The sequence below is a fragment of the Brevibacterium siliguriense genome, from assembly GCF_900105315.1.
GTDB lineage: Bacteria > Actinomycetota > Actinomycetes > Actinomycetales > Brevibacteriaceae > Brevibacterium > Brevibacterium siliguriense.
The window spans coordinates 2,730,142-2,752,573 of record NZ_LT629766.1 but is presented as its reverse complement, the minus strand read 5'-3'; the positions used below and the strand labels follow the sequence as shown (position 1 = coordinate 2,752,573).

Below are 22,432 nucleotides of genomic sequence, written 5' to 3'. Positions count from 1 at the left end.
GGATGATCAGGTCGGAGATGACCGAAAATGCATGACTGTCGAATTTGAAAGGTCACACTGTGAAGAGCTCCGTCGAGCAACTCGACCCCACCCGGGTCAAGATCAGCGTGGAAGTCCCATACGCCGAACTCAAACCGAGCGTCGACGAGGCATACAAAACCATCGGTGCCCAGGTCACCGTCCCCGGTTTCCGTAAGGGCAAGGTCCCCGCGCGCATCATCGATCAGCGCATCGGCCGTCCGGCCGTGATCCAGGAAGCGGTCAACAACGGTCTTGATGACTTCTACCGCAACGCGGTCGAAGAGCACGACCTCAAGCCGATGGGCCAGCCCGAGGTCGAGATCTCAGAAGTTCCCGGTCTCGACGGAACCGAAGACGGTGATCTGGGCTTCACCGTCGAGGTTGACGTGCGTCCCGAGGTCGAACTGCCTGCCTACGACACAATCAACATCGAAGTCGACCCCATCGAGGTCACCGATGCCGATGTGGATGCCGAGCTCGAGCAGCTGCGCACCCGCTTCGGAACCCTGGTCGCCGTCGATCGCCCCGCCGCCAAGGATGACTTCGTCACCCTCGACCTCGTCGCCACCATCGGTGACGAAGAGATCGACACCGCTTCCGACATCTCGTACCAGGTCGGTGCTGGAACCATGCTCGAAGGCATGGACGAGGCCCTCGACGGACTCTCCGCCGGTGAGACCACGACCTTCGAGACCACCTTCGCAGGCGGCGAGCACGCAGGCGAGCAGGGCACCGTGAAGATCACCCTGGGCGCTGTCAAGGAACGCGAACTGCCCGAGGCCGACGACGACTTCGCTCAGCTGGCCAGCGAGTTCGACACGATCGACGAGCTGCGTGAGGACCTGCGCGAGCAGGCCGGCAAGTCCAAGGAGACCGAGCAGGGCGTGCAGGCACGCGACAAGGTCCTCGAGCACCTCATCGAGACCCTCGACGTCCCGGTCCCGGCCAAGATCGTCACCGACGAGGTCGAGCGTCACCTCGAATCCGAGAATCGTTCGGATGATGACGAGCACCGCAAGGAGGTCACCGAGGAGACCGAGCGCAACCTGCGCACCCAGTTCATCCTCGATGCCGTCTCCGAAGCCGAGAACGTCGAGGTCAGCCAGCCCGAACTCATCGAGTACCTGATATCCGCTTCGCAGCAGTACGGGATGAACCCCAACGAGTTCGCCCAGATGCTCGACAGCTCCGGCCAGGTCAACGCCCTCGTCGGAGAGGTCTCGCGCCGCAAGGCCCTGGCCGCCGTCCTCGCGGGTGCCACGGTCAAGGACACCGCCGGAAACGTCGTCGACATGGAGGCCTTCACCTCGGCCGGGGACGACGCCGAGGATGCCGACGCTGACGCGCAGAGCGCGGATGCCGCAGACGAAGCACCTGCAGAGGCTGCCGAAGAGAACTGAGGGAGCCCCGCCTCGGCGGTGGAATCCTGATGAGACGGTGGGTACGGATCACGATCCGTACCCACCGTCTTCGCATCTGTGCAGGTGCCGATCACGCTGATGGCGAACACGGGCCTCGCCGCGGACTAAAACCCGGGGGAGAGCGGTTAGAGTCCATAGCAAGCCATCCACAGAACACAGGAGTGAAACGTGAGCGCATACGACATGACAGCTCCCGTCGGCCTCGACGCCGGTGGGGGAATGGGTCTGGACGACCACATCTTCAATCGTCTTCTCAAGGAGCGCATCATCTGGCTCGGTTCGGAGGTGCGTGACGACAACGCCAACGCCATCTGCGCGCAGATGATGCTGCTTGCCGCCGAGGACCCCGAAGCGGACATCTCGCTCTACATCAACTCGCCCGGCGGATCCGTCACCGCCGGTATGGCCATCTACGACACGATGCAGTACATCAAGCCCGATGTCTCGACCGTGGCCATGGGCATGGCCGCCTCGATGGGTCAGTTCCTGCTGTCCTCGGGCACCCCGGGCAAGCGCTACGCGACCCCGCACGCCCGCATCCTCATGCACCAGCCGCTGGGCGGCATCGGCGGTACGGCCACGGACATCAAGATCCAGGCCGAACTGATCCTGCACATGAAGAAGCAGATGGCGGAACTGACCGCTCAGCAGACCGGCAAGTCGCTCGAGCAGATCCTCAAGGACAACGACCGCGACCACTGGTTCACCGCCGAAGAAGCGCTCGAATACGGCTTCATCGACAAGATGGTCACCCGCGCGTCCGACGTCGAGAACAACTGAGCAGGAGTGAGGGAAGTATGAATTCAATGAACTTTATGCCGGGTTCCACGGCGTCGAACATGCCGCAGTCGCGTTACGTCATGCCGCAGTTCGAAGAGCGCACACCTTACGGCTTCAAACGCCAGGACCCCTACACCAAGCTCTTCGACGACCGTGTTGTGTTCCTCGGTGCGCAGGTCGATGACACGTCGGCCGACGATGTCATGGCTCAGCTGCTGGTCCTCGAATCGCAGGACCCGGACCGCGACATCACTCTCTACATCAACTCGCCCGGTGGTTCCTTCACCGCGATGACCGCCATCTACGACACGATGCAGTACATCAAGCCGGAGATCCAGACCGTCTGCCTCGGTCAGGCCGCCTCCGCCGCCGCCGTGCTGCTGGCTGCGGGAACTCCCGGCAAACGTCTGGCTCTGCCGAACGCGCGTGTGCTCATCCACCAGCCCGCAATGCAGGGACAGGGGCAGGGACAGGCCTCTGACCTGGAGATCCAGGCTGCCGAGGTGCTGCGGATGCGCGAATGGCTCGAAGGCACTCTGGCCAAGCACTCGAACAAGGAGGCCACGCAGGTCTCGAACGACATCGAGCGTGACCTCTTCCTCACGGCCGAGCAGGCCAAGGACTACGGTCTCGTCGACCAGGTGCTCTCTTCGCGCAAGAACGCGAACTGATCACCGCTCGGAAGGCTGGGAAACACCGAGAACGGGTTCGTACGATTGCGATCGTGCGGACCCGTTCTCCGTTCCTTCCTCCGACACACCGGGACGTGGCTGGGGGCTCGTGTCCGCCACGTATGGGAAGCTATTGAGGTACAGGAAACACGAGCGGTAGAGTTGGGGCCAAGCGTCCTGGCGAAAGGTTGTGACAGTGGCTCGCAGTGCGGACGGAGCAGACCTGCTCAAATGCAACTTCTGTGGGAAGTCTCAGAAGCAGGTTCGGAAACTCATCGCCGGACCTGGTGTTTACATCTGCGATGAATGCATCGGATTGTGCAATGAGATCATCGAAGAGGAGCTCAGCGAATCCAGTCCGGAGCAGGCCGAACTCGAGCTGCCCAAACCACGCGAGATCTTCGACTTCCTTCAGGAGTACGTGGTCGGTCAGGAACCGGCGAAGAAGGCACTGTCGGTAGCCGTCTACAACCACTACAAGCGCATCCGGTCCCTGCAGTCAGGTGACGAGAAGACACTCGGTGCCAGCGACTCCGAGGTCGAGATCGCGAAGTCGAACATTCTGCTCGTCGGCCCCACCGGTTCGGGAAAGACCTACCTCGCTCAGTCGCTGGCCAAGCGGCTCAACGTCCCCTTCGCCGTCGCCGACGCCACTGCGCTGACCGAAGCCGGCTACGTCGGCGAGGACGTCGAGAATATCCTGCTCAAGCTCATCCAGGCTGCGGACTTCGACATCCAGCGTGCCGAGCACGGAATCATCTACATCGACGAGATCGACAAGATCGCCCGCAAGTCGGAGAACCCGTCGATCACTCGTGACGTGTCCGGTGAGGGCGTGCAGCAGGCACTTCTGAAGATCCTCGAAGGCACTCAGGCTTCGGTTCCACCTCAGGGTGGACGCAAGCACCCGCACCAGGACTTCCTGCAGATCGACACGACCAACGTGCTCTTCATCGTCGCCGGCGCCTTCGCCGGAATGGAGGAGATCGTGGCCGGTCGCAAGGGCAAGCACGGCATCGGATTCGGTGCCCTTCTGCAGTCGAAGAACGACGAAGAGGACCTCTACGCGGACATCCTCCCGGAAGATCTGCTCAAGTTCGGTCTCATCCCCGAATTCATCGGTCGCTTGCCGGTGCTGGCCACCGTGTCGAACCTCGACCGGGCCGCGCTCATGTCGATCCTCACCGAACCGAAGAACGCACTGGTCAAGCAGTACCAGCGGATGTTCGAGTTCGACAATGTGTCCCTGACATTCGAGACCGAAGCACTCGAGGCCATCGCCGATCTCGCTCTGCTGCGCGGCACCGGCGCTCGCGGTCTGCGTTCGATCATGGAAGAGGTCCTGCAGCCGGTCATGTTCGATGTGCCCTCACGTGAGGACATCGCCGAGGTGGTCGTGACCAAGGACGTCGTCGAATCCAATGTCGCCCCGACCCTCGTGCCGAAGTCACGGAACAGGACGAATAAGAAGTCTGCCTGAGTCTCTGACACATGGGGCTCCTGGCTGACACGCGTCCACTGCGCTATGCGCCCTTCCGGCGACTGTGGGCAGCCAATATCGTCACCGTCATCGGTGCGCAGATGACGGTTGTGGCGATTCCCGCCCAGATCTTCCACATCACCGGGTCCTCCGGCTATGTCGGACTCGCCGGTGCGTTCGGTCTGGTTCCGCTCATCGTCTTCGGGCTGTGGGGCGGGTCGTTGGCTGATGTCATCGATCGGCGCAAGCTGCTCGTGATCTCGACTGTGGGGCTGATCGTCACGAGCGCGATACTCGCACTCATTGCGGTGCTGAGTGTCGACAACGTCTGGTTGCTGCTGTCGGTGTTTTCGATGCAGCAGGCGTTCTTCGGTCTCAATCAGCCTGCGAAGGGTGCTCTGATACCCTCGATCGTTCCGCTTGAGCTCCTGCCTGCGGCGAATTCGCTGAACATGACCGTGCTGACCTTGGGTGCAGTGATCGGGCCCATCTTCGGCGGAGCGCTCATCCCGCTGTTCGGGTACCAGCTGCTCTACGTCATCGACGCCGTGTTCCTGTTCGCCACGCTCTACGCGGTGATTCGACTGCCGTCGCTGCTGCCGCAGAAGCAGCCCGATACCCGGTCGGGTTTCAAAGGCATCGTCGACGGATTCCGGTATCTGAGGACGAACACCGTCGTCATGGTCTCATTGCTGGTCGATATCATCGCGATGGTATTCGGTATGCCTCGGGCACTGTTCCCGCAGATCGCAGCCGAAACCTTCGACGGACCGCCCGAAGGCGGAATCGTCTTCTCCCTGCTCTTCGCCGCACTGGCCGGCGGCAGCGCATTGGCCGGAATCTTCTCGGGCTGGGTCTCACGTGTGCAACGTCAGGGCTTGGCCGTCATCGTCGCCATTGCCATCTGGGGCGCGGCGATGACGGTCTTCGGAGTCTCTCTCGAGCTCGCACGCGGCTTCTGGCTGACGGCGCTCGTCTTCGCACTAGCTGCCCTCGCAGTCGGCGGGGGAGCCGATATCGTCTCCGGCGCTTTTCGGCAGACGATGCTGCAAGAGGCCGCCACCGATGCGATGCGCGGTCGGATGCAGGGAGTGTTCATCGTCGTCGTGGCCGGAGGGCCACGAGTTGCGGACGTCCTCCACGGCTCCGTCGCGGCGGTCACGGACACCTCGGTCGCCTCGGCGGGTGGAGGCATCGTCGTCATCCTCCTCGTGCTCGCCTGCGCCGTGATCTTTCCGACGTTCCGGAGATACCGAGTCGAGCGAGGCGACCGTGAGCACACCATCCCCACGCCCTGATTCGGCGGGAACGCCGGACAGGCGCTCAGGCCCCCGGATCAGCGTAAGTCGACGCCCTCGAGGACCTGCTCCATCGCAGCCAGAATTCCCGGCCACCCGGATCCCATGCCCTTGAAAGCCTGGAGGCCCAGCTGAGTGTCGACGTCGAGTCCGGAATGAGCTAAGAAGAGTCGGGTCCCCGTGTCTTCGGGGCCAAGCGTCCACGCCAGCGTCGAATCCAGGCTGCCTTCGGCGAACGTATAGGCGATGAGGCGCTGCGGATCGACCTTCGTGACCGTGCACGGCTGCTTCCCGAAACTGCCCATGTCGAGAGTGAAGGAATGTCCGACGACAGGAGCGATGTCACCTGCAGCCCACCATCGGGCCATAAGATCCGGTTCGGTGAGTGCTCGCCAGACGGTGGCCGGGGAGTGAGAGAGGAACTGGTCGACTTCGATGGTGCGTTCGTCGGTCATGATCTGTGTCCTAATCTGTGTCGAGATCGTCTGCGGATTCCGATTCTTCGAGCTCATCAAGCGTCTTGGACAGATCGCCGAGGCGGTCGCGCCAGTAGCGTTCGAAGGGACTGAGCCATTCTGCGAGTTCGGCGAACGGAGCCGCTTCGAGGTGGTAGATGCGCCTCTGTCCCTTATGCTCCTCGCGGACCAAACCTGTGTGTCGGAGGATTCTCAGATGCCCGGAGACCGCCGGACGGCTGAGCTCGAACAGTGCTGTCAGTTCGGAGACCGATCGTGGCTTGGTGCGGACCGCTTCGAGGATCGACCGCCGGGTGCTGTTGGCAACGGCCGAGAAGACATCGGAATTCACAGGGCCGACCTTATGTCGGTTTTCTTCGACATATCAAGAGATTCCGACATATCTGAGGTCCCATCATCTACGGGAGATGCTTATACGAACTTCGGGCCCGGGCAGATTGGCGGAGGCGACAACACCCCCGGCTCGCCGCAGTCGCGGCGGGTCGGGGGTGTATCGGAGTTGTCTGCCGACTCGGTGTTGGCACGCCGAAATCGAGAATTGTCAGTGCGTCAGCTGGTCGTCGCCGAGTAGACGGCGTTCTCTGCGGGCTGGACGACGACGAAGCCGGGGCCGTGGAAGGCCAGCTGCACGGACTCCCCGGAACCGCGGCCGAAGAACGTGCCGACGCTGACATCGGTCTTGATCTGCGGAGCCAATGCCGAGGACCAGCACACGGCGGCCTGCGGGTCGACGAAGGTCGGCTGTTGCGAGCAGTCGAGGACCATGGGCTCACCCTTGCAGCAGATGGCTGCGGTGCCATGTCCTGCGAGTTCGAGGTTGAACAGTCCCGAACCGCTGACCATTGCGCCGACGCCGCCCTTGATGCGCTTGATCTCCCAGCTGAGAGCGTCGTCGAAGGCAAGCAGATTCGCAGTGTTGACTGTCAGCGCGTCTTGCGGTCCCTCGAGCGCCATCATGAAGATGTTCGAGGCTTCCCGGGCGAAGAACACCTCACCGTGTCCCTCGACGCGCATGACATTGCCGCCCTCACCGGTGGCTGCTTTCTTCATGAACTGGCCGACCGACTTCGACCCCTGGTGGGTGAAATGGACATCGCCCTGGTAAGCGACCATGGCACCCTTGGTGGCGATCATCGGAGCGTTCGGCGTGACCACCGAACGCAGCATCTTGTTCGACTGGAGGGTCCACCGCTCCTGGTTCTGGACCTCGGCGTTGCGCTTGGAAAAAAGTTCGCTTCTCACGGTTTGGGGGCCTTTCATTCGGGGCGGATGTCGGTGCTTCTTCAATGGTCGAGAACCATATTACGGGGGAGGGGCCGCAGAACCGGGGCAATTCGTGTTTCCGATCCGGAACATGCGCAGAGCCCCACGGCATCCGCTGCTCCGACTCTGCGAAGGAACGGCTGCCGTGGGGCTCTGCAGGCTCTGATTTCGTTTCGAGCCGACCCGCAGGCCAGGCTCGAGTTGTGCTCAGTCCTGTTCGACGAAGCTGATCGCGGCGATGGTGATCTCTTCGCCGGCCTCCTCGGTCGTCAGGGACTTGATGCGGCCAGCGGCCGTGAGGTCGCCTTCTGCCGCCTTGATCGCAGAGACGACGGGAGCCGGTGCCTGAATGGTCACCGAAGCGACCTCGGTCTTCTGAGAGACCTTGGCCTCGGTCTTCGTACGGCGGATCTCGGTGAGTGCGGCAGCCACAGAAGCCAGCAGCTCGGGGTCGACGGACGATCCCGGGTGGCTCAGTGCCTCATCGGCCGGCCACGACGCACGGTGGACCGAACCGGTGCGCCACCAGGACCAGACCTCTTCGGTGACGAATGGAGTGAACGGCGCGAACAGTCGCAGCAGCACGTCCAGGGCAGTGGCCAGGGTGACGTGGGCCGAGAGCTGGTCGTCGGAGCCCGACGAACCGTACGAACGGTCCTTGACCAGCTCGACGTAGTCGTCGGTGAACTCCCAGAAGAAGCTTTCGGTCACGCGCAGGGCATGAGCGTAGTCGTAGGCGGCCATATGAGTTCCGGCCTGTTCGACGACATCGGCCAGCTTCGCCAGAAGAGCCCGGTCGAGATCGTGCGTGACGGCACCGAGCTGACCGATGAGACCTGAGTGCACGCCCTGAGCCAGAGCGAACTTCGAAGCGTTGAGCAGCTTCATCGCCAGACGGCGACCGATCTGCATCTGCGTGACGTCATAGGCGGTGTCGGCGCCGAGTTTCGCACTGGCAGCCCAGTAGCGGACCGCGTCGGGACCGAATCCCGGCTTCGCCTCGCCGAGGATGTCGGAGGGCACAACCACGTTCCCCTTCGACTTCGACATCTTCTTCCGGTCCGGATCGAGGATCCAGCCCGAGAGTCCGGCGTGCTTCCAGGGGGCCGCATCGTTGAGTGAGTTCGCCCGGACGACGGTAGAGAACAGCCAGGTGCGGATGATGTCGTGTCCCTGCGGGCGCAGGTCGAACGGGAAGACCTTGTCGAAGAACTCCTCATCGCGCGACCAGCCGCCGAGCAGCTGCGGAGTCAACGACGACGTCGCCCAGGTGTCGAGCACGTCCGGGTCCGCCGTGAAGCCCCCGGGCACATCCCGTTGGTCATCGTTGAAGCCGGCAGGGGCTTCGGCGATGGGGTCACAGGGCAGCGATTCCGGAACGATCGGATTCTCGTAGTCGGGCTGTCCATCGGCGTCGAGGCGGTACCACAGCGGAATCGGGACTCCGAAGAAACGCTGACGGGAGACCAGCCAGTCGCCGTTGAGATTCTCCACCCAGTTCTCGTAGCGGGAGCGCATATAGGCCGGGTGCCATTCGATCTCACGACCGCGGGCGATGAGAGCATCCCGCAGCTCGGCCGAACGGCCGCCGTTGCGGATGTACCACTGACGGCTGGTGACGACCTCGAGAGGCTTGTCGCCCTTCTCGTAGAACGGGACGGGGTGAGTGATCGGCTCGATCTCACCGATGAGGTCACCGGAGTCGATGAGCATCTGCGCAATGTCCTTGCGGGCGGAGAACGTGGTCTTCCCAGCCAGCGCCTCATAGTTGGCTTTCGCGTCGGGCTTGGGCGATTCGGCGATCCACTCGGGCACCTCGAGGTTGAGGCGTCCGCCGCGGTTGATGACCGCGCGGGTCGGCAGATCCAGCTCGCGCCACCAGGTGACGTCGGTGAGGTCGCCGAAGGTGCAGACCATGGCGATGCCCGTGCCCTTATCGGACTTCGCTAGCTCGTGAGCGCGGACTTCGACGCTGACGCCGAAGAGCGGCGAGACAACGTTGGTGCCGAACAGGGAGGCATAGCGTTCGTCATCGGGGTGGGCGACGAGCGCCACGACAGCGGGAATGAGCTCCGGGCGCGAAGTGAGGATGATGATGGGCTCCGCCGAGGTGTCGGCCAGGCCATCGGCACCCTCGGGGAAGAACTTCACCTTGTGATAGGCGCCTTCACGCTCACGATCCTCGAGTTCGGCCTGAGCGACCGCGGTGCCGAAGGTCACGTCCCACATGGTCGGGGCGTCCTGCGAATAGGCGTGTCCGTTCTTGAGATCGGTGAGGAAGGCCCGCTGACTCACTGCACGCGAATCGTCATCGATCGTGCGGTATGTGTACTTCCAATCCACCGACAGTCCGGTGGAGCGGAAGAGATCCTCGAACACCTTCTCGTCCTCGGCCGAAAGCTTCTCGCACAGCTCGATGAAGTTCTGGCGGGAGATCTTGACGAAGTCACGCGAATTCTTCGGCGCCTTCTCCGGCGGCTGGAAATCCGGGTCGTAATGCTGGCTCGGATCGCAGGTGACGCCATAGTAGTTCTGCACCCGCCGCTCGGTGGGTAGGCCGTTGTCGTCCCAGCCCAGCGGGTAGAACACGTTCTTGCCGGTCATCCGCTGGTAGCGGGCGATGATGTCGGTCTGCGTGTATGAGAACACGTGCCCCACGTGCAGCGACCCCGAGGCGGTCGGCGGGGGAGTGTCGATCGAGTAGACCTGCTTGCGATCGGTATCGACGTCGAAGGCGTAGACGTTCTGCTCGCTCCACGCGGCGTCCCATTTGTCCTGCAGGCCCTCGAGGGCCGGCTTGTCGGGCAGGTTCACTGACTCGTGCGTCGAGTCCGAAAAGGCAGGTGTGTTCATAGTTGCTGATTTTCTCACCCGGTTCGCGATCGGCCAAACCGGTTCACGCCCGCTGCCAGGCAGAACCTCCACGGGGCGAGAAGGCAGCGCAGCTGCTTCGGCTCGCCCCCGCCGATCCCGTGGGTCGGCTCACACACTGAAGACGGAAGGAGACGGCATCGTCGCAGGCAATGAGAATATGGACCCATGGCCCCTCTGGACCGAATTCCGACTGAGAACCCGCCGCCCACATCGACCGCGTGGATGAATCCGGCACGGGCGATCGCGATCATCGCCGTCGTCGCCATCCATTCCCTGGGCACCGTCGTCGAAGAGAACTTCGCGGGAATGGGTCCTGACTGGTGGGTGGCCAATGCCATCGACTCCGCCTGCCGCTGGTCGGTGCCGGTATTCATCATGATCTCCGGCGCTTTGGCCCTCGACCCCGAGCGGGGGAGCAAACCGCGGAATTTCCTGTCCAAACGGGTCTGGCGAATCGGCATCCCCCTCGTGTTCTGGACCATCGTCTATGTGCTCTTCCGGCGCTTCTACCTGCAGCCGGACGACGATTCCTGGAATCCGGGCATCGCGATCCTCACAGGATCGCCCTTCGTTCAGCTCTACTTCCTCTACGTCCTCGCCGGGCTGACCCTGCTCACCCCGTTCTTCCGGCTCCTCAGCGTCCACGGTTCGCGCCGACTGCAGTGGGGGACAGGCCTGATCTTCCTCGGCATCGGCATGACCGACCAATGGGTGTCGATGATCTTCGACGTCGGCGAAGCCAATATCGCCACCCGGTTCCTGCCGATGGCCGGCTTCTACATCCTCGGCTGGGTGCTGCGCGATATCGTCCTCTCCGTCCGCGGCGCACTGCTGGCCTGGGCGACGCTGATAGCCGCGATCGCCGGAACCGCCGTCTGGGCCGGCTTGGGACCCGGTGAGCAGCCATGGCTGTTCCCGTACGAGTACCTCGCCCCGGGAGTCGTCATCGCCTCCATGGCCGCCTATCTCCTCCTGCACTTCCACCTGCGCGAAGGCTTTGGACTGCTCCACCGCTTCTATCCCTATTCGTTCGGCGTATTCCTTCTCCACCCGCTTCTGCTCTACCCGGTGCGCAACGCCATGGGACTGCCGAACACCGTCCCCGGCGTCTTCCTCCATGCCGTCATCATGCCGATCGCCTATGCGATCGTCTGCGCCGCGATCACCTGGACGGCTGTGAAGATCCCCGGCTTCCGCACCGTCTTCGGCGAGGGCGGTCCCCGCAATCCTCATTCCCGAACGAGAACGTCGAGAGCCCCGGTCGACGGCGGCCCCGATCGATCCGACTCGGAGCACACCGATCGGGGGCGATCTCGGCGCAGCGGACGCCGCACCCGGACGGGATTCGACTCCGTAGACTGAAAACCGAACGGGGAGGTCTCGCGACCGCCATCCCGACTCGTCATTCCGACAGACCAGCAGACTCGACAGAGGAGAACTCAGATGGAAACTCTCAGAGCAGTAGTCACAGGAGCCAGCTCCGGAATCGGCGCCGCCACCGTCCGACAGCTGCGCGAGCAGGGCTGGGACGTCGTGGCCGTTGCCCGCCGTGAGGACAAGCTCAAGGCTCTCGCCGAGGAGACCGGAGCCGACTACATCGTCGCCGACCTCACCGATGACGCCGCCGTGGCATCCATGGCAGACCAGGTGCTCGCCGGGGGAGTCGTCCACTCCCTCGTAGCCAATGCCGGTGCCGCCTTCGGAACCGACACCGTTGCCGAGGCGTCTGTCGACGGATGGCGCGATATGTTCGATATCAACGTCCTCGGAGTCCTGCGCGTCGTCAAGGCCCTGCTGCCGGCCCTCATCGACTCCGGTCGCGGGGACATCGTCGTCATGTCCTCGACGGCCGGCCATCAGGCCTATGAAGGCGGCGGAGGCTACGTCGCCGCGAAGCACGGCACTCACTCGATGGCTGCGACCCTGCGACTCGAACTCGCTGGTGAACCCGTGCGGGTCATCGAGATCGCCCCCGGAATGGTCGCCACAGACGAATTCACGGTCAAGCGCGTCGGAGGAGACGAGGAGAAGGCCGCGAGGGTCTACGAAGGCGTCGAGAACCCGCTGACCGCGGACGACGTCGCCGACGCCGTCGTGTACACGCTGACCCGACCCCATCACTTCAACGTCGACCTCATGGTCATCCGACCCATCGCTCAGGCCGCCCAGCACAAGGTCGCCCGCAACCGGGGACTGTGAGCACTCACGGCTCCTGCCCGGGGCCGCCTCGGCGAATGGATCGCAATGTCCTGCCGGGTGGTCTCGGGCGGAGTCGTCGGTATACGATTGTCATGCGTCGATCCGGCCATCACCGGGGAGCATCCGGAAGAACGGAACCTAAGTTGCAAGCGCTGCGTTCTCAGTAGAACCGGACGGGTGGACCCGTCATCGTCTAAGTCAATGAGCGATCCGCTGATCGACCGGCACCGGTCGGAGAGCGGATAAGCGAGGTGGTACCGCGGCAGACTGTCGTCCTCGTGACAGTGACCGCAGTGACCCAGAAGGACGCTCATGACTCAGCCTCTCTATCCCAAGGTTTCGACCTCGACGTTCGGACTCTCCAACTCCCCGAACTTCCCCGCCATCGAAGACGCTGTGCTGCGCTACTGGCAGGAAGACGACACCTTCAAGGCCTCGATCGCTCAGCGCGACCCCGGCGAGAACGGCGAGAACGAATTCGTCTTCTACGACGGTCCGCCCTTCGCCAACGGCCTGCCCCACTACGGTCACCTGCTCACCGGTTACGTCAAGGACGTCGTCCCGCGCTTCCAGACGATGCGGGGCAAGAAGGTCGACCGTCGGTTCGGCTGGGACACCCACGGTCTGCCGGCCGAGCTCGAAGCCGAACGCCAGCTGGGCATCACCGACAAGTCCGAGATCGGCCGTATGGGTCTGGCCGCCTTCAACGACGCCTGCCGCTCCTCGGTGCTGCGCTACACCCAGGAATGGGAAGAATACGTGACCCGGCAGGGCCGTTGGGTCGACTTCGACAATGACTACAAGACGCTCAATGTCGAATACATGGAAAGCGTCATCTGGGCGTTCAAGCAGCTCTGGGACAAGGGCCTCGTCTACGAGGGCTACCGCGTGCTCCCGTACTGCTGGAAGGATGAGACGCCGCTGTCGAACCATGAGCTGCGCATGGACGACGACGTGTACAAGATGCGTCAGGATCCGGCGGTGACCATCGGCTACAAGCTCAAGGACTCCGACGAGTCGGTCCTCATCTGGACCACGACCCCGTGGACGGTGCCCTCGAACCAGGCAGTGGCCGTCAACCCGGAGATCCCGCTGGTCGCCGTGGTGCCCGGCGAGGACGGGGCCGAAGAGCTCCAGGGCAAGACCCTCATCCTCGCCGAGGCGCGCCTGGGTGCCTATGCTCGTGAACTCGGTGCCGAACCGCAGGTTCTTCGCACCTTCCCCGGCAGCGAACTCGTCGGTGCCGCCTACGAACCTCCGTTCCCCTACTTCGAGGGGCGGCAGGAGGAGTTCGGCGAGAAGATGCACACGATCCTCGCCGCGGACTTCGTCACCGTCGAAGACGGCACCGGCATCGTCCACCAGTCGCCGGCCTTCGGTGAAGAGGATAAGGAGCTCACCGACTCCTACGGAATCACCGCCGCCCGTCCCGTCGACGACGCCGGTCGCTTCGATACGACCGTGCCCGACTACGCGGGCCAGCAGGTCTTCGACGCGAACAAGGCGATCATCAAAGACCTGCGCAACCACACCGGCCCCCTGGACGGTCGGGCCGCGCAGCTGGTGCGTCACGAATCCTACGAACACTCCTACCCGCATTGCTGGCGCTGCCGGAACCCGCTGATCTACCGTGCGGTGTCCTCCTGGTTCGTCCGCGTCACCGAGTTCAAGGACCGCATGGTCGAACTCAACGAGCAGATCAATTGGGTGCCCGACAACGTCAAGCACGGACAGTTCGGCAAATGGCTCGAGAACGCCCGTGACTGGTCGATCTCGCGCAACCGCTTCTGGGGTTCGCCGATCCCCGTCTGGATCTCATCTGACCCGGCCTACCCGCGCACCGACGTGTACGGGTCGCTTGCCGAGATCGAAGCGGACTTCGGTCGACTGCCGCGCAACGACTCCGGTGAGGTCGACCTCCACCGTCCCTGGGTCGACGACCTGACCCGCCCGAATCCGGACGACCCCACCGGACAGTCGGTGATGCAGCGCATCCCCGAGATCTTCGACGTGTGGTTCGACTCCGGATCGATGAGCTACGCCCAGGTGCACTACCCGTTCGAGAACTCCGAATGGTTCGACAACCACTTCCCGGCCGACTTCATCGTCGAATACGTGGGGCAGACACGGGGCTGGTTCTACCTGCTGCATGTGCTGGCCACCGCGATCTTCGACCGTCCCGCATTCACGAACTGCATCTCACACGGCATCGTGCTGGGCTCCGACGGGCAGAAGATGTCGAAGTCCCTGCGCAACTACCCCGATGTCAACGAGGTCTTCAATCGCGACGGCTCGGATGCCATGCGCTGGTTCCTCATGGCCTCGTCGATCTTGCGCGGCGGCAACCTCGTCGTCACCGAACAGGGCATCCGCGACGGTGTCCGCCAAGTCGTGCTCCCGCTGTGGAACACGTGGCAGTTCTTCGCCACCTACTCCAACGCCGCCGACGGCCACGCGGGGGAGAAGACCGGCTACCAGGCACAGACCCGCTATGACTCGTCTCAGGTCCTCGACCGCTACCTGCTGGCCAAGACCCATGACCTCATCACCGAATTCGGTGAGGCGATGGACGGTCTGGACATCTGGGCGGCCTGCGAACTCGTCCGCAGCTACCTCGACATGCTCACGAACTGGTACGTGCGCCGCTCGCGCCGCCGGTTCTGGGACGGCGGTGCCAACACACACGAGTCATTCGACGTGTTCTTCACCTGCCTCGAAGCTTTCTGCCGGGTGGCGGCACCTCTGCTGCCGTTCACGGTCGAAGAGATCTACCGCGGACTGACCGGTGAGCGATCGGTGCATTTGGCCGACTATCCGGACGCCGCTGCGTTCCCCGCCGACGCCGACCTCGTTGCGGCCATGGACCTGACCCGCGATATCTGCTCTACGGCATCCTCGGTGCGCAAGGCCAACCAGCTTCGTGTGCGCCTGCCGCTATCACAGCTGACTGTCGCCACCGATACGGAGTTGAGCTCCGATTTCACTGAGATCATCGCCGATGAGCTCAACGTGCGTTCCGTCGAGGTCCTCGACGTCGCCGAGGCGGCGGCCGCCGGATTCTCCCTGTCCCAGAATCTCGTCGTCAACGCTCGGGCCGCAGGTCCGCGTCTGGGCAAGCAGGTCCAGCAGGTCATCAAGGCCTCGAAGTCCGGCGACTGGACCGTCACCGACGGCACCGTCGTCAGCGGTGGAATCGAACTCGTCGAAGGCGAATTCACCCTCGAATCCGTCGCCGAATCCGGCACGGACGGAATGGAGCTCGCTGCCCTCGACTCCGGCTTCCTTGCCCTCGACACGCGGGTCACACCGGAACTCGAGGCCGAAGGCATGGCCCGCGACGCCGTGCGAGCCATCCAGGGCATCCGCAAACAGCTCGACCTCGACATCTCCGATCGGATCGCCGTGACCATCGAAGCCAGCACCGAGGTGACCGCTGCGCTCGAGCCTCACACCGACCTCATCGCCGGTGAGACCTTGACGATCGCTCTGACCTTCGGACCGGTCGATGCCGACTCCGAGGTCTTCAGCCCGGAAGAGCTGCCCGGCGGCACCCGTCTGGCGGTGAAGCCGGCATGAGCGACGACAACACCCCAGCCGAGGATCCGGCGGCCGAAGCTGAGGAGCTGCTGGCCGCTGTCGAAGGTCCGCAGATCGCGGAAGAGGCGGAGCCGGAACCTCTGCCCGAACCAGTCGTCGATGAGGCCGCTCGGGCCGAACTCGCGCGCGTGTACGCCCTGCTGCTGGCTCGGGCGGGGGAGACGCAGGTCGAACTGCGCCTCGATGCGACCCGGCGGGCTTGTGAGGTCCTCGGCGACATCCACACCGCTGCCCCGACGATCACGATCACGGGCACGAACGGGAAGACCTCGACGGCGCGGATGATCGATTCGCTCATCACCGCTCACGAACTCCGGGTTGGCCGGTTCACCAGTCCGCACCTGCATTCGGTGACCGAACGGATCTCGGTGGACGGGGCACCCGTATCCGCACATACCTTCGTGCGCATCTATGACGAGATCGCCCCGTACCTCGAGATCGTCGACACCCAGCTCGAAGCCGAAGGCCGCGCGAAGCTGACTTATTTCGAAGCACTGACCGTCCTGGCCTTCGCCGTGTTCGCCGATGCCCCGGTCGATGTCGTCGTCACGGAGGTCGGCATGGGCGGAGCATGGGATTCGACGAACGTCGCCGACGCCCAGGTGTGCGTGTTCACGAAGATCGGTCTCGACCATCAGCTGTTCCTCGGCGACACCATCGAGGAGATCGCCGCAACGAAGGCCGGAATCCTCGACCGCAGCGTTGAGGACAGCCCGGCTCCGGAGCCGGTCGCCGTGTCTGCCGTCCAGGACGAGGCTGCCCAGGCCGTCCTCGACGAGGAAGCAGCCCGACGAGGGGTTCCGCTGGCCACCGAGGAACGCGATTTCCGCCTCCTCGACCGGCAGCGGGCCGTCGACGGTCAGCTCATCACCGTTCAGGGCCGCAGAGACGTCTACTCCGACCTCTTCCTGCCTCTGCACGGAGTCCATCAGGCCCACAATGCCGCTGTCGCGATCGTCGCGGCCGAGGCCTTCCTCGGTGCCGAGGACAAGCCGCTCGACCAGGAGACCGTGGCCGAGGGGCTGGCCCGCGTGACATCACCGGGTCGCGCCGAACTCGTGCGGACCGGCCCCAGCGTTGTCGTCGACGGAGCCCACAACTCGGATGCCGCACATGTGCTCGCCGAGACCCTCACCGAGGCGTTCGACTTCGACTATGTCGTCATGGTGTTGGCGATGCTGGCCGACAAGGACAGCGACGGCGTCATCGAAGAGCTCCACCGCAGCGCCGATGTGTTCGTCGTCAGCGAGAATCTCAATTCCCGTGCGCTGCCGGTCGACGACCTCGCCGAGGCGGCCCGGGAGTGGGTGGACGAGGATTCCGTCATCGTCGCCTCCGACCTCAATGCCGCCCTGATGAAGGCCATCGACCTGGCCAACAGCGTCGACGCGAAGAGCCCGGGGATCGTCGTCACCGGTTCCATCTACACCGTGGCCGAGGCCCGCCTGCTGCTGGGACGAGGGGAGGAGCGATGAAGTCGAAGTACCCCGTTCTGTGCGGATCGATCCTCATCTGCGAACTCGTCGTCGTCTACTTCGCAGTGCTCACGACCTTCGGACTGTCGGTGAAATCTGCCCAGACCCTGACCTTGACGCAGCTGCTCATCGGCGCCTCCGTCGTCGCCGTGCTGGCGATCGTCGCAGTCGTCCTGCTGCCCCGACGGATCGGGCAGAAACGTCCCGGCGTGATCCTCGGCTGGGTCGTCCAGGTGCTGCTGCTGGCTTCAGGCTTCGTGCTCACCTCGATGTTCTTCGTCGCAGCGCTCTTCATCGCCCTGTGGGCCGTGGCCGTCTACTGGTCGGCCCGCATCGATCGTGAGGTCGCAGCGCGCGACTGAACCTCATCATTGCCCAGGCGGGACCGCCTCGGCGCCCGGGTAGACTGTGGACCGACGTCCACACGAAATTGGAAGGACCGGAATGGAACGTACGCTCATTGTCATCAAGCCCGACGGAGTCGCTCGCGGACTCGTCGGACAGATTGTGGCCCGAATCGAAGCCAAGGGCTACGCGATCGACGCCCTGGATCTCCGTTCGGCCACCGCCGCCGAACTGGCAGCCCACTACGCCGAGCACGAAGGCAAGCCGTTCTACCAGCCGCTCGTCGACTTCATGTCCGAAGGGCCGATCGTCTCGATCATCGCCTCCGGACAGGGTGTCATCCCCGGCTTCCGGTCTCTGGCCGGTGCCACCGACCCGACGGCTGCGGCTCCGGGCACGATCCGCGGCGACCTCGGCCGCGACTGGGGTGAGAAGGTGCAGAAGAATCTCGTCCACGGATCCGATTCCACCGAATCGGCCGAACGCGAGATCGGAATCTGGTACCCGGCCGAAGACTGACGGCCGACACCAGATCGAGAACGATCGATCGACGACCGAGTCGCGCCGATCGAATCAGTGAGGGCGCTCCACCAGAAGGTGGGGCGCCCTCACTGTATGTACGCAGTCAGAGCTCAGAACAGGTTGGAGAAGAATGCCCAGAACTGCACGACGATGCACGCGAGGATGATGAGCAGCCACAGCACCGACAGAACGATGTTCTCCTTGGCCAGGACCCGGGCCACGGCATTGCCGGCGGCTTTCCGGCCGAATGCTCCGGTGAGAAGATTGCGGGCTGTGACGGCCATGAACATCGGAATCGTCACGGTCCACACGATGATGCACCACGGGCAGCCGACGCCGATCTTATAGATGGAGACGTAGAACAGGAACATCACCAGCGCCACTCCGCAGGCCAACCCGATGTTCAGCCCAACCATCACCCAGCGGGGCAGGCGAGTTCCGGACAGGATGAGCACCCCGAGCAGCAGCGGGAAGACGAATGCCGCGATGCCCATGAGCTGATTGGGGAAGCCCAGAAGCTCGGCCTCGGCATGCTCCATGACCGAACCACATGAGAAGAACGGGTTGAGGTCGCAGGAGAGCACGACGTCCGGATTCGCCAGTTTCTCGTACTTCTCCGCCGACAGCGAGAACGAAGCCAGGAAGCCGATGACGGAGGCGATGATGAGGAAGATGCCGAACGGCACCGATCTGAGCACCCACGACGAAGTGGTATCAGCGGTCTCGAGATCATCGGAGTGAGTCAGTGTGGTGTTCACTCCTCAAGAATGCCTGGCCGCGTCCCGTGCGGCAAACCCCGCACCCCACGAAACCTCAGAGCAAGTCACTTCTGTGACATAATGGTCGGACGGATACCTGTTCTCACACCGAGCAGGAGAAGTGCCTCCACCGAGTCGAGGGTATGACCTCGCAGGTCGACAACAAGATGAGGCAGTGCGGAAGGCCTACGCGCTGAGCGCGAGCCGGACGTGCCATCCACTGGTTTCGGTCCATTGCGGACCATGCAAGGATCCGAAGATCCGTATGGTGTGGACGGCGTCTTCGGACTGGGAGATACGATGAACGATACGTCGAACGACGGCACGGAGTCGACAGATCCGACCGAAGGCATTCTCGCGGACCTCGCGAATCTGCAGCAGTCGGCAAGTGCCAAGAACGCCGAACACGAGGACGTCGACGACAGCGTGCGCGCACGCCTCGACGACATCGCCGAGGCGGCCGAATCGCTGCGCATCGGCGACGCCGATGGCGACGAAGAAGAGGAAGAGGAACCCGCCCCTCGCAGAGGCGGCCCGAAATCGGCTGCCGATGCCGTAGCCAATCGGGGACTCGTCTTCGAGGAGTTCGTCCGCGGAGACTCGGACGACGACGATGATTCCGATGACAACGATGACTCCGATGACGAGCCGACGACTGCGGAGACCGCGCCGAGTTTCGACCCTCGCAATCCCTTCGCCGCGCCGGCACCGGCGGCCGCCGCACCCGAACCCCGAACGGCCCCTGCAGTGCCATATGACGGCGGACTGATCTTCCAGGTCCCGAAGGCCGAACACGCCGAGGTCGTCAAGGTCGAGGACGACTCCGACGATTGGGACGATTCCGACGACACCGATGACGACGCCTCGACCTCACAGGAGAACAGGCATAACGACAGCGACGAGGACGAGAGCTCGAACGGTCCGCGCCGTCGCCGAGGCGGTCGCGGTCGTCGCTCGCGCAACCGCGGCGACTCCCACGACGATTCCTCGGACTCCGCCGATGACTCGAGAGATTCCGCGGACGACTCCTCGGACTCCGCCGACAACCAGGATTCGAAGCCGTCGAAGCGCGGTTCACGATCGAACAACAGCGGTTCGAAGCAGAGTTCCGACTCGGACTCCGAGGACTCACACTCGAAATCGGATAGCAAGTCGTCCGATCACAAAGACTCCGACGACTCGGATTCCGACGACGGTGATGACGATTCCGACAGCGGTTCACGCCGTCGCCGCCGTCGCCGATCCCGCACCCGCAGCACCGACCGCGACGAGGTCACCTCGCTCAAGGGTTCGACCCGTCTCGAAGCCAAGCGTCAGCGGCGCAAGGAGGGCCGCGAAGCCGGACGCCGTCGCCCCATCATCACCGAAGCAGAATTCCTCGCGCGGCGCGAGTCCGTCGAGCGCACCATGCTGGTGCGTGAGAGCGGCGACCAGACACAGCTCGTCGTCGTCGAAGACGGAATCGCCGTCGAGCACTACCTCAAGGAGAACCGCCAGCAGTCCTCTCTCATCGGCAACGTGTACCTGGGCAAGGTCCAGAACGTGCTGCCGAGCATGGAAGCGGCATTCATCGACATCGGCAAGGGCCGCAACGCCGTGCTCTATGCCGGTGAAGTCAACTGGGACGCACTCGGCGTGGACGGCAAGGCGCGCCGCATCGAAACCGCGCTGAGCCCCGGCGATGCCGTGCTCGTGCAGGTGACAAAGGATCCGATCGGACACAAGGGTGCGCGGCTGACCAGCCAGATCTCTCTGCCCGGACGGTTCCTCGTCTACGTGCCCGGCAATTCGATGACCGGAATCTCGCGGAAGCTGCCCGATAACGAACGTGCCCGTCTGAAGAAGCTGCTCAAGCAGCTCGTCGGCGATTCGAACGGCGTCATCGTGCGCACCGCCGCCGAGGGTGCCACTGATACCGACCTCTCGCGCGATGTCGAACGTCTCGCCAAGCGGTGGGAGACGATCGAGAAGAAATCCAAGTCGACGAAGGTGCTGGCTCCCCAGCTGCTCTACAGCGAGCCCGACATGATCGTGCGCATCATCCGCGACGTCTTCAACGAGGACTTCAGCTCCCTTGTCATCGACGGCGACAGCGCATGGAACACGATTCACGAGTACGTCGAATCAGTGGCCCCTGACCTGCTCGATCGCGTCCACAGCTATGACGAGGACGAGGACATCTTCGACCACTACAGGATCGAGGAGCAGGTCCAGAAGGCACTCCAGCGCACCGTGAATCTGCCTTCGGGTGGTTCCCTCGTCATCGACCGCACCGAAGCGATGACGGTCGTCGACGTCAACACCGGCAAGTTCACCGGCTCCGGAGGCAATCTCGAGGAGACGGTGACCCGCAACAACCTCGAGGCCGCCGAGGAGGTCATCCGGCAGATCCGTCTGCGTGACATCGGCGGAATCATCGTCGTCGACTTCATCGACATGGTGCTGGAATCCAACCGTGATCTCGTGGTGCGCCGCCTCGTCGAATGTCTGGGCCGTGACCGGACGAAGCATCAGGTCGCCGAGGTGACGTCGCTTGGCCTCGTGCAGATGACGCGCAAGCGCATCGGCACCGGACTCGCCGAATCTCTCGTCAGCGCCGGTGAGGACCTCACCGGTCGGGGACTGCTGCTGCCAGGATCGGAAGAAGACGGCTCGAAGGCGTACCGCGGCAACCGCTCGTCGAACCACGACAACCGCCGTAACCGCAAGCGTCGGGGCGACTCCGGCTCGAAGTCCAAGCACAACGAGGCCGAGTCGACGGAGGAGACCGTATCGTCGGACGCTTCCCGGTCGGCCGTCGCCGCGATCGCGAAGGCCACCCTGAAGAAGGACGAGGCCGAATCGGCCGAGTCGAAGCCTGAGACTCAGTCTCAGAGTGCCGACTCCGAGGCCAACGACGAGAACGGCAAGTCCAGGTCGCGTTCCCGCAACGGACGGCGCCGTTCCCGCTCGAACCGGAACGACGATTCGCAGACGGAGACGCCCGACGAGAAGTCGAGTGGCGATGAGCACGCACCGGATGCCGAACGGAAGCCTGCAGCGGAAACGAAGCCTGCGGCCGAAGAGCCGAAGGACCTGCCGCTGATGATCGGCGCGAACAGCGAAACGAAGGTCGCTGCCGCAGCACCAGTCAAGAAGGCCCCGGCGAAGAAGAGCGAGCCGGAGAAGAAGGCTCCTGCACCTAAGCAGGAACAGCTGCCTGCCTCGTTCGTCATTATCGGTGAGGACTGAGCGCCACACTCTCGCTGAGAC

General features: G+C 63.7%; 17 protein-coding genes. 12 read left to right on the top strand and 5 right to left on the bottom strand.

Annotated features, from left to right (window positions below; all coding sequences use genetic code 11):
* The first annotated feature begins 59 nt into the window (after positions 1-59).
* The 5 genes from tig (at position 60) to BLU88_RS12230 (ending at position 5,671) form a co-directional block, all read left to right on the top strand.
* The gene (gene tig, locus BLU88_RS12250; RefSeq protein WP_092014277.1) at positions 60-1,421 is read left to right on the top strand and encodes a trigger factor; all 1,362 of its coding nucleotides are present in this window, start codon (positions 60-62) and stop codon (positions 1,419-1,421) included.
* 204 nt (positions 1,422-1,625) lie between these two features.
* On the top strand, positions 1,626-2,222 hold the full coding sequence (locus BLU88_RS12245) for an ATP-dependent Clp protease proteolytic subunit (RefSeq protein ID WP_039210730.1): 597 nt from the start codon (positions 1,626-1,628) through the stop codon (positions 2,220-2,222).
* A 26-nt stretch (positions 2,223-2,248) separates the two neighbouring features.
* Positions 2,249-2,893 carry an ATP-dependent Clp protease proteolytic subunit gene (locus BLU88_RS12240; protein ID WP_092014274.1) on the top strand — a complete coding sequence of 215 codons (645 nt, stop codon included), beginning with the start codon at positions 2,249-2,251 and terminating at the stop codon, positions 2,891-2,893.
* Positions 2,894-3,089: 196 nt separating this feature from the next.
* A complete protein-coding gene (gene clpX, locus BLU88_RS12235) occupies positions 3,090-4,373 on the top strand; it encodes an ATP-dependent Clp protease ATP-binding subunit ClpX (RefSeq protein WP_092014271.1) in 1,284 nt (427 codons plus the stop codon).
* Positions 4,374-4,384: 11 nt separating this feature from the next.
* On the top strand, positions 4,385-5,671 hold the full coding sequence (locus tag BLU88_RS12230) for an MFS transporter (RefSeq protein ID WP_092014268.1): 1,287 nt from the start codon (positions 4,385-4,387) through the stop codon (positions 5,669-5,671).
* Between the two features lie 38 nt (positions 5,672-5,709).
* Here the strand turns inward: BLU88_RS12230 and BLU88_RS12225 are convergent, their stop codons facing one another.
* The 4 genes from BLU88_RS12225 to valS all read right to left on the bottom strand — a co-directional run bounded on the left by BLU88_RS12225 (position 5,710) and on the right by valS (position 10,263).
* Positions 5,710-6,126, bottom strand: a complete 417-nt coding sequence (locus BLU88_RS12225; protein ID WP_092014265.1) for an SRPBCC family protein — start codon at positions 6,124-6,126, stop codon at positions 5,710-5,712.
* A gap of 10 nt (positions 6,127-6,136) precedes the next feature.
* Complete coding sequence (locus BLU88_RS12220; protein WP_092014262.1) at positions 6,137-6,478, bottom strand: ArsR/SmtB family transcription factor; 342 nt, start codon at positions 6,476-6,478, stop codon at positions 6,137-6,139.
* A gap of 218 nt (positions 6,479-6,696) precedes the next feature.
* Complete coding sequence (locus BLU88_RS12215) at positions 6,697-7,389, bottom strand: AIM24 family protein (protein WP_092014259.1); 693 nt, start codon at positions 7,387-7,389, stop codon at positions 6,697-6,699.
* Positions 7,390-7,617: 228 nt separating this feature from the next.
* Positions 7,618-10,263, bottom strand: a complete 2,646-nt coding sequence (gene valS / locus BLU88_RS12210; RefSeq protein WP_092014256.1) for a valine--tRNA ligase — start codon at positions 10,261-10,263, stop codon at positions 7,618-7,620.
* Between the two features lie 186 nt (positions 10,264-10,449).
* Between valS and BLU88_RS12205 the strand changes: the two genes are divergently transcribed.
* From BLU88_RS12205 to ndk, 6 genes are all read left to right on the top strand, one after another.
* Positions 10,450-11,646, top strand: a complete 1,197-nt coding sequence (locus BLU88_RS12205) for an acyltransferase (RefSeq protein WP_092014253.1) — start codon at positions 10,450-10,452, stop codon at positions 11,644-11,646.
* 81 nt (positions 11,647-11,727) lie between these two features.
* Positions 11,728-12,483, top strand: coding sequence for an SDR family oxidoreductase (locus tag BLU88_RS12200; RefSeq protein WP_092014250.1), 756 nt, complete (start codon positions 11,728-11,730; stop codon positions 12,481-12,483).
* A gap of 312 nt (positions 12,484-12,795) precedes the next feature.
* A complete protein-coding gene (gene ileS / locus BLU88_RS12195) occupies positions 12,796-16,059 on the top strand; it encodes an isoleucine--tRNA ligase (RefSeq protein ID WP_092014247.1) in 3,264 nt (1,087 codons plus the stop codon).
* Complete coding sequence (locus BLU88_RS12190) at positions 16,056-17,555, top strand: bifunctional folylpolyglutamate synthase/dihydrofolate synthase (protein WP_092014244.1); 1,500 nt, start codon at positions 16,056-16,058, stop codon at positions 17,553-17,555. Before ileS ends, BLU88_RS12190 begins: the two co-directional genes overlap by 4 nt.
* Entirely contained in the window at positions 17,552-17,917 is a 366-nt protein-coding gene (locus BLU88_RS12185) for a DUF4233 domain-containing protein (RefSeq protein ID WP_092014241.1), read from the top strand. The genes BLU88_RS12190 and BLU88_RS12185 overlap by 4 nt, the downstream gene beginning before the upstream one ends.
* An 82-nt stretch (positions 17,918-17,999) precedes the next feature.
* A complete protein-coding gene (gene ndk / locus BLU88_RS12180; protein ID WP_092014238.1) occupies positions 18,000-18,419 on the top strand; it encodes a nucleoside-diphosphate kinase in 420 nt (139 codons plus the stop codon).
* 113 nt (positions 18,420-18,532) lie between these two features.
* Here the strand turns inward: ndk and BLU88_RS12175 are convergent, their stop codons facing one another.
* A complete protein-coding gene (locus tag BLU88_RS12175; protein WP_092014235.1) occupies positions 18,533-19,180 on the bottom strand; it encodes a vitamin K epoxide reductase family protein in 648 nt (215 codons plus the stop codon).
* Positions 19,181-19,480: 300 nt separating this feature from the next.
* Between BLU88_RS12175 and BLU88_RS12170 the strand changes: the two genes are divergently transcribed.
* Positions 19,481-22,411 carry an Rne/Rng family ribonuclease gene (locus BLU88_RS12170; protein WP_231939392.1) on the top strand — a complete coding sequence of 977 codons (2,931 nt, stop codon included), beginning with the start codon at positions 19,481-19,483 and terminating at the stop codon, positions 22,409-22,411.
* The last annotated feature ends 21 nt before the right edge of the window (positions 22,412-22,432 follow it).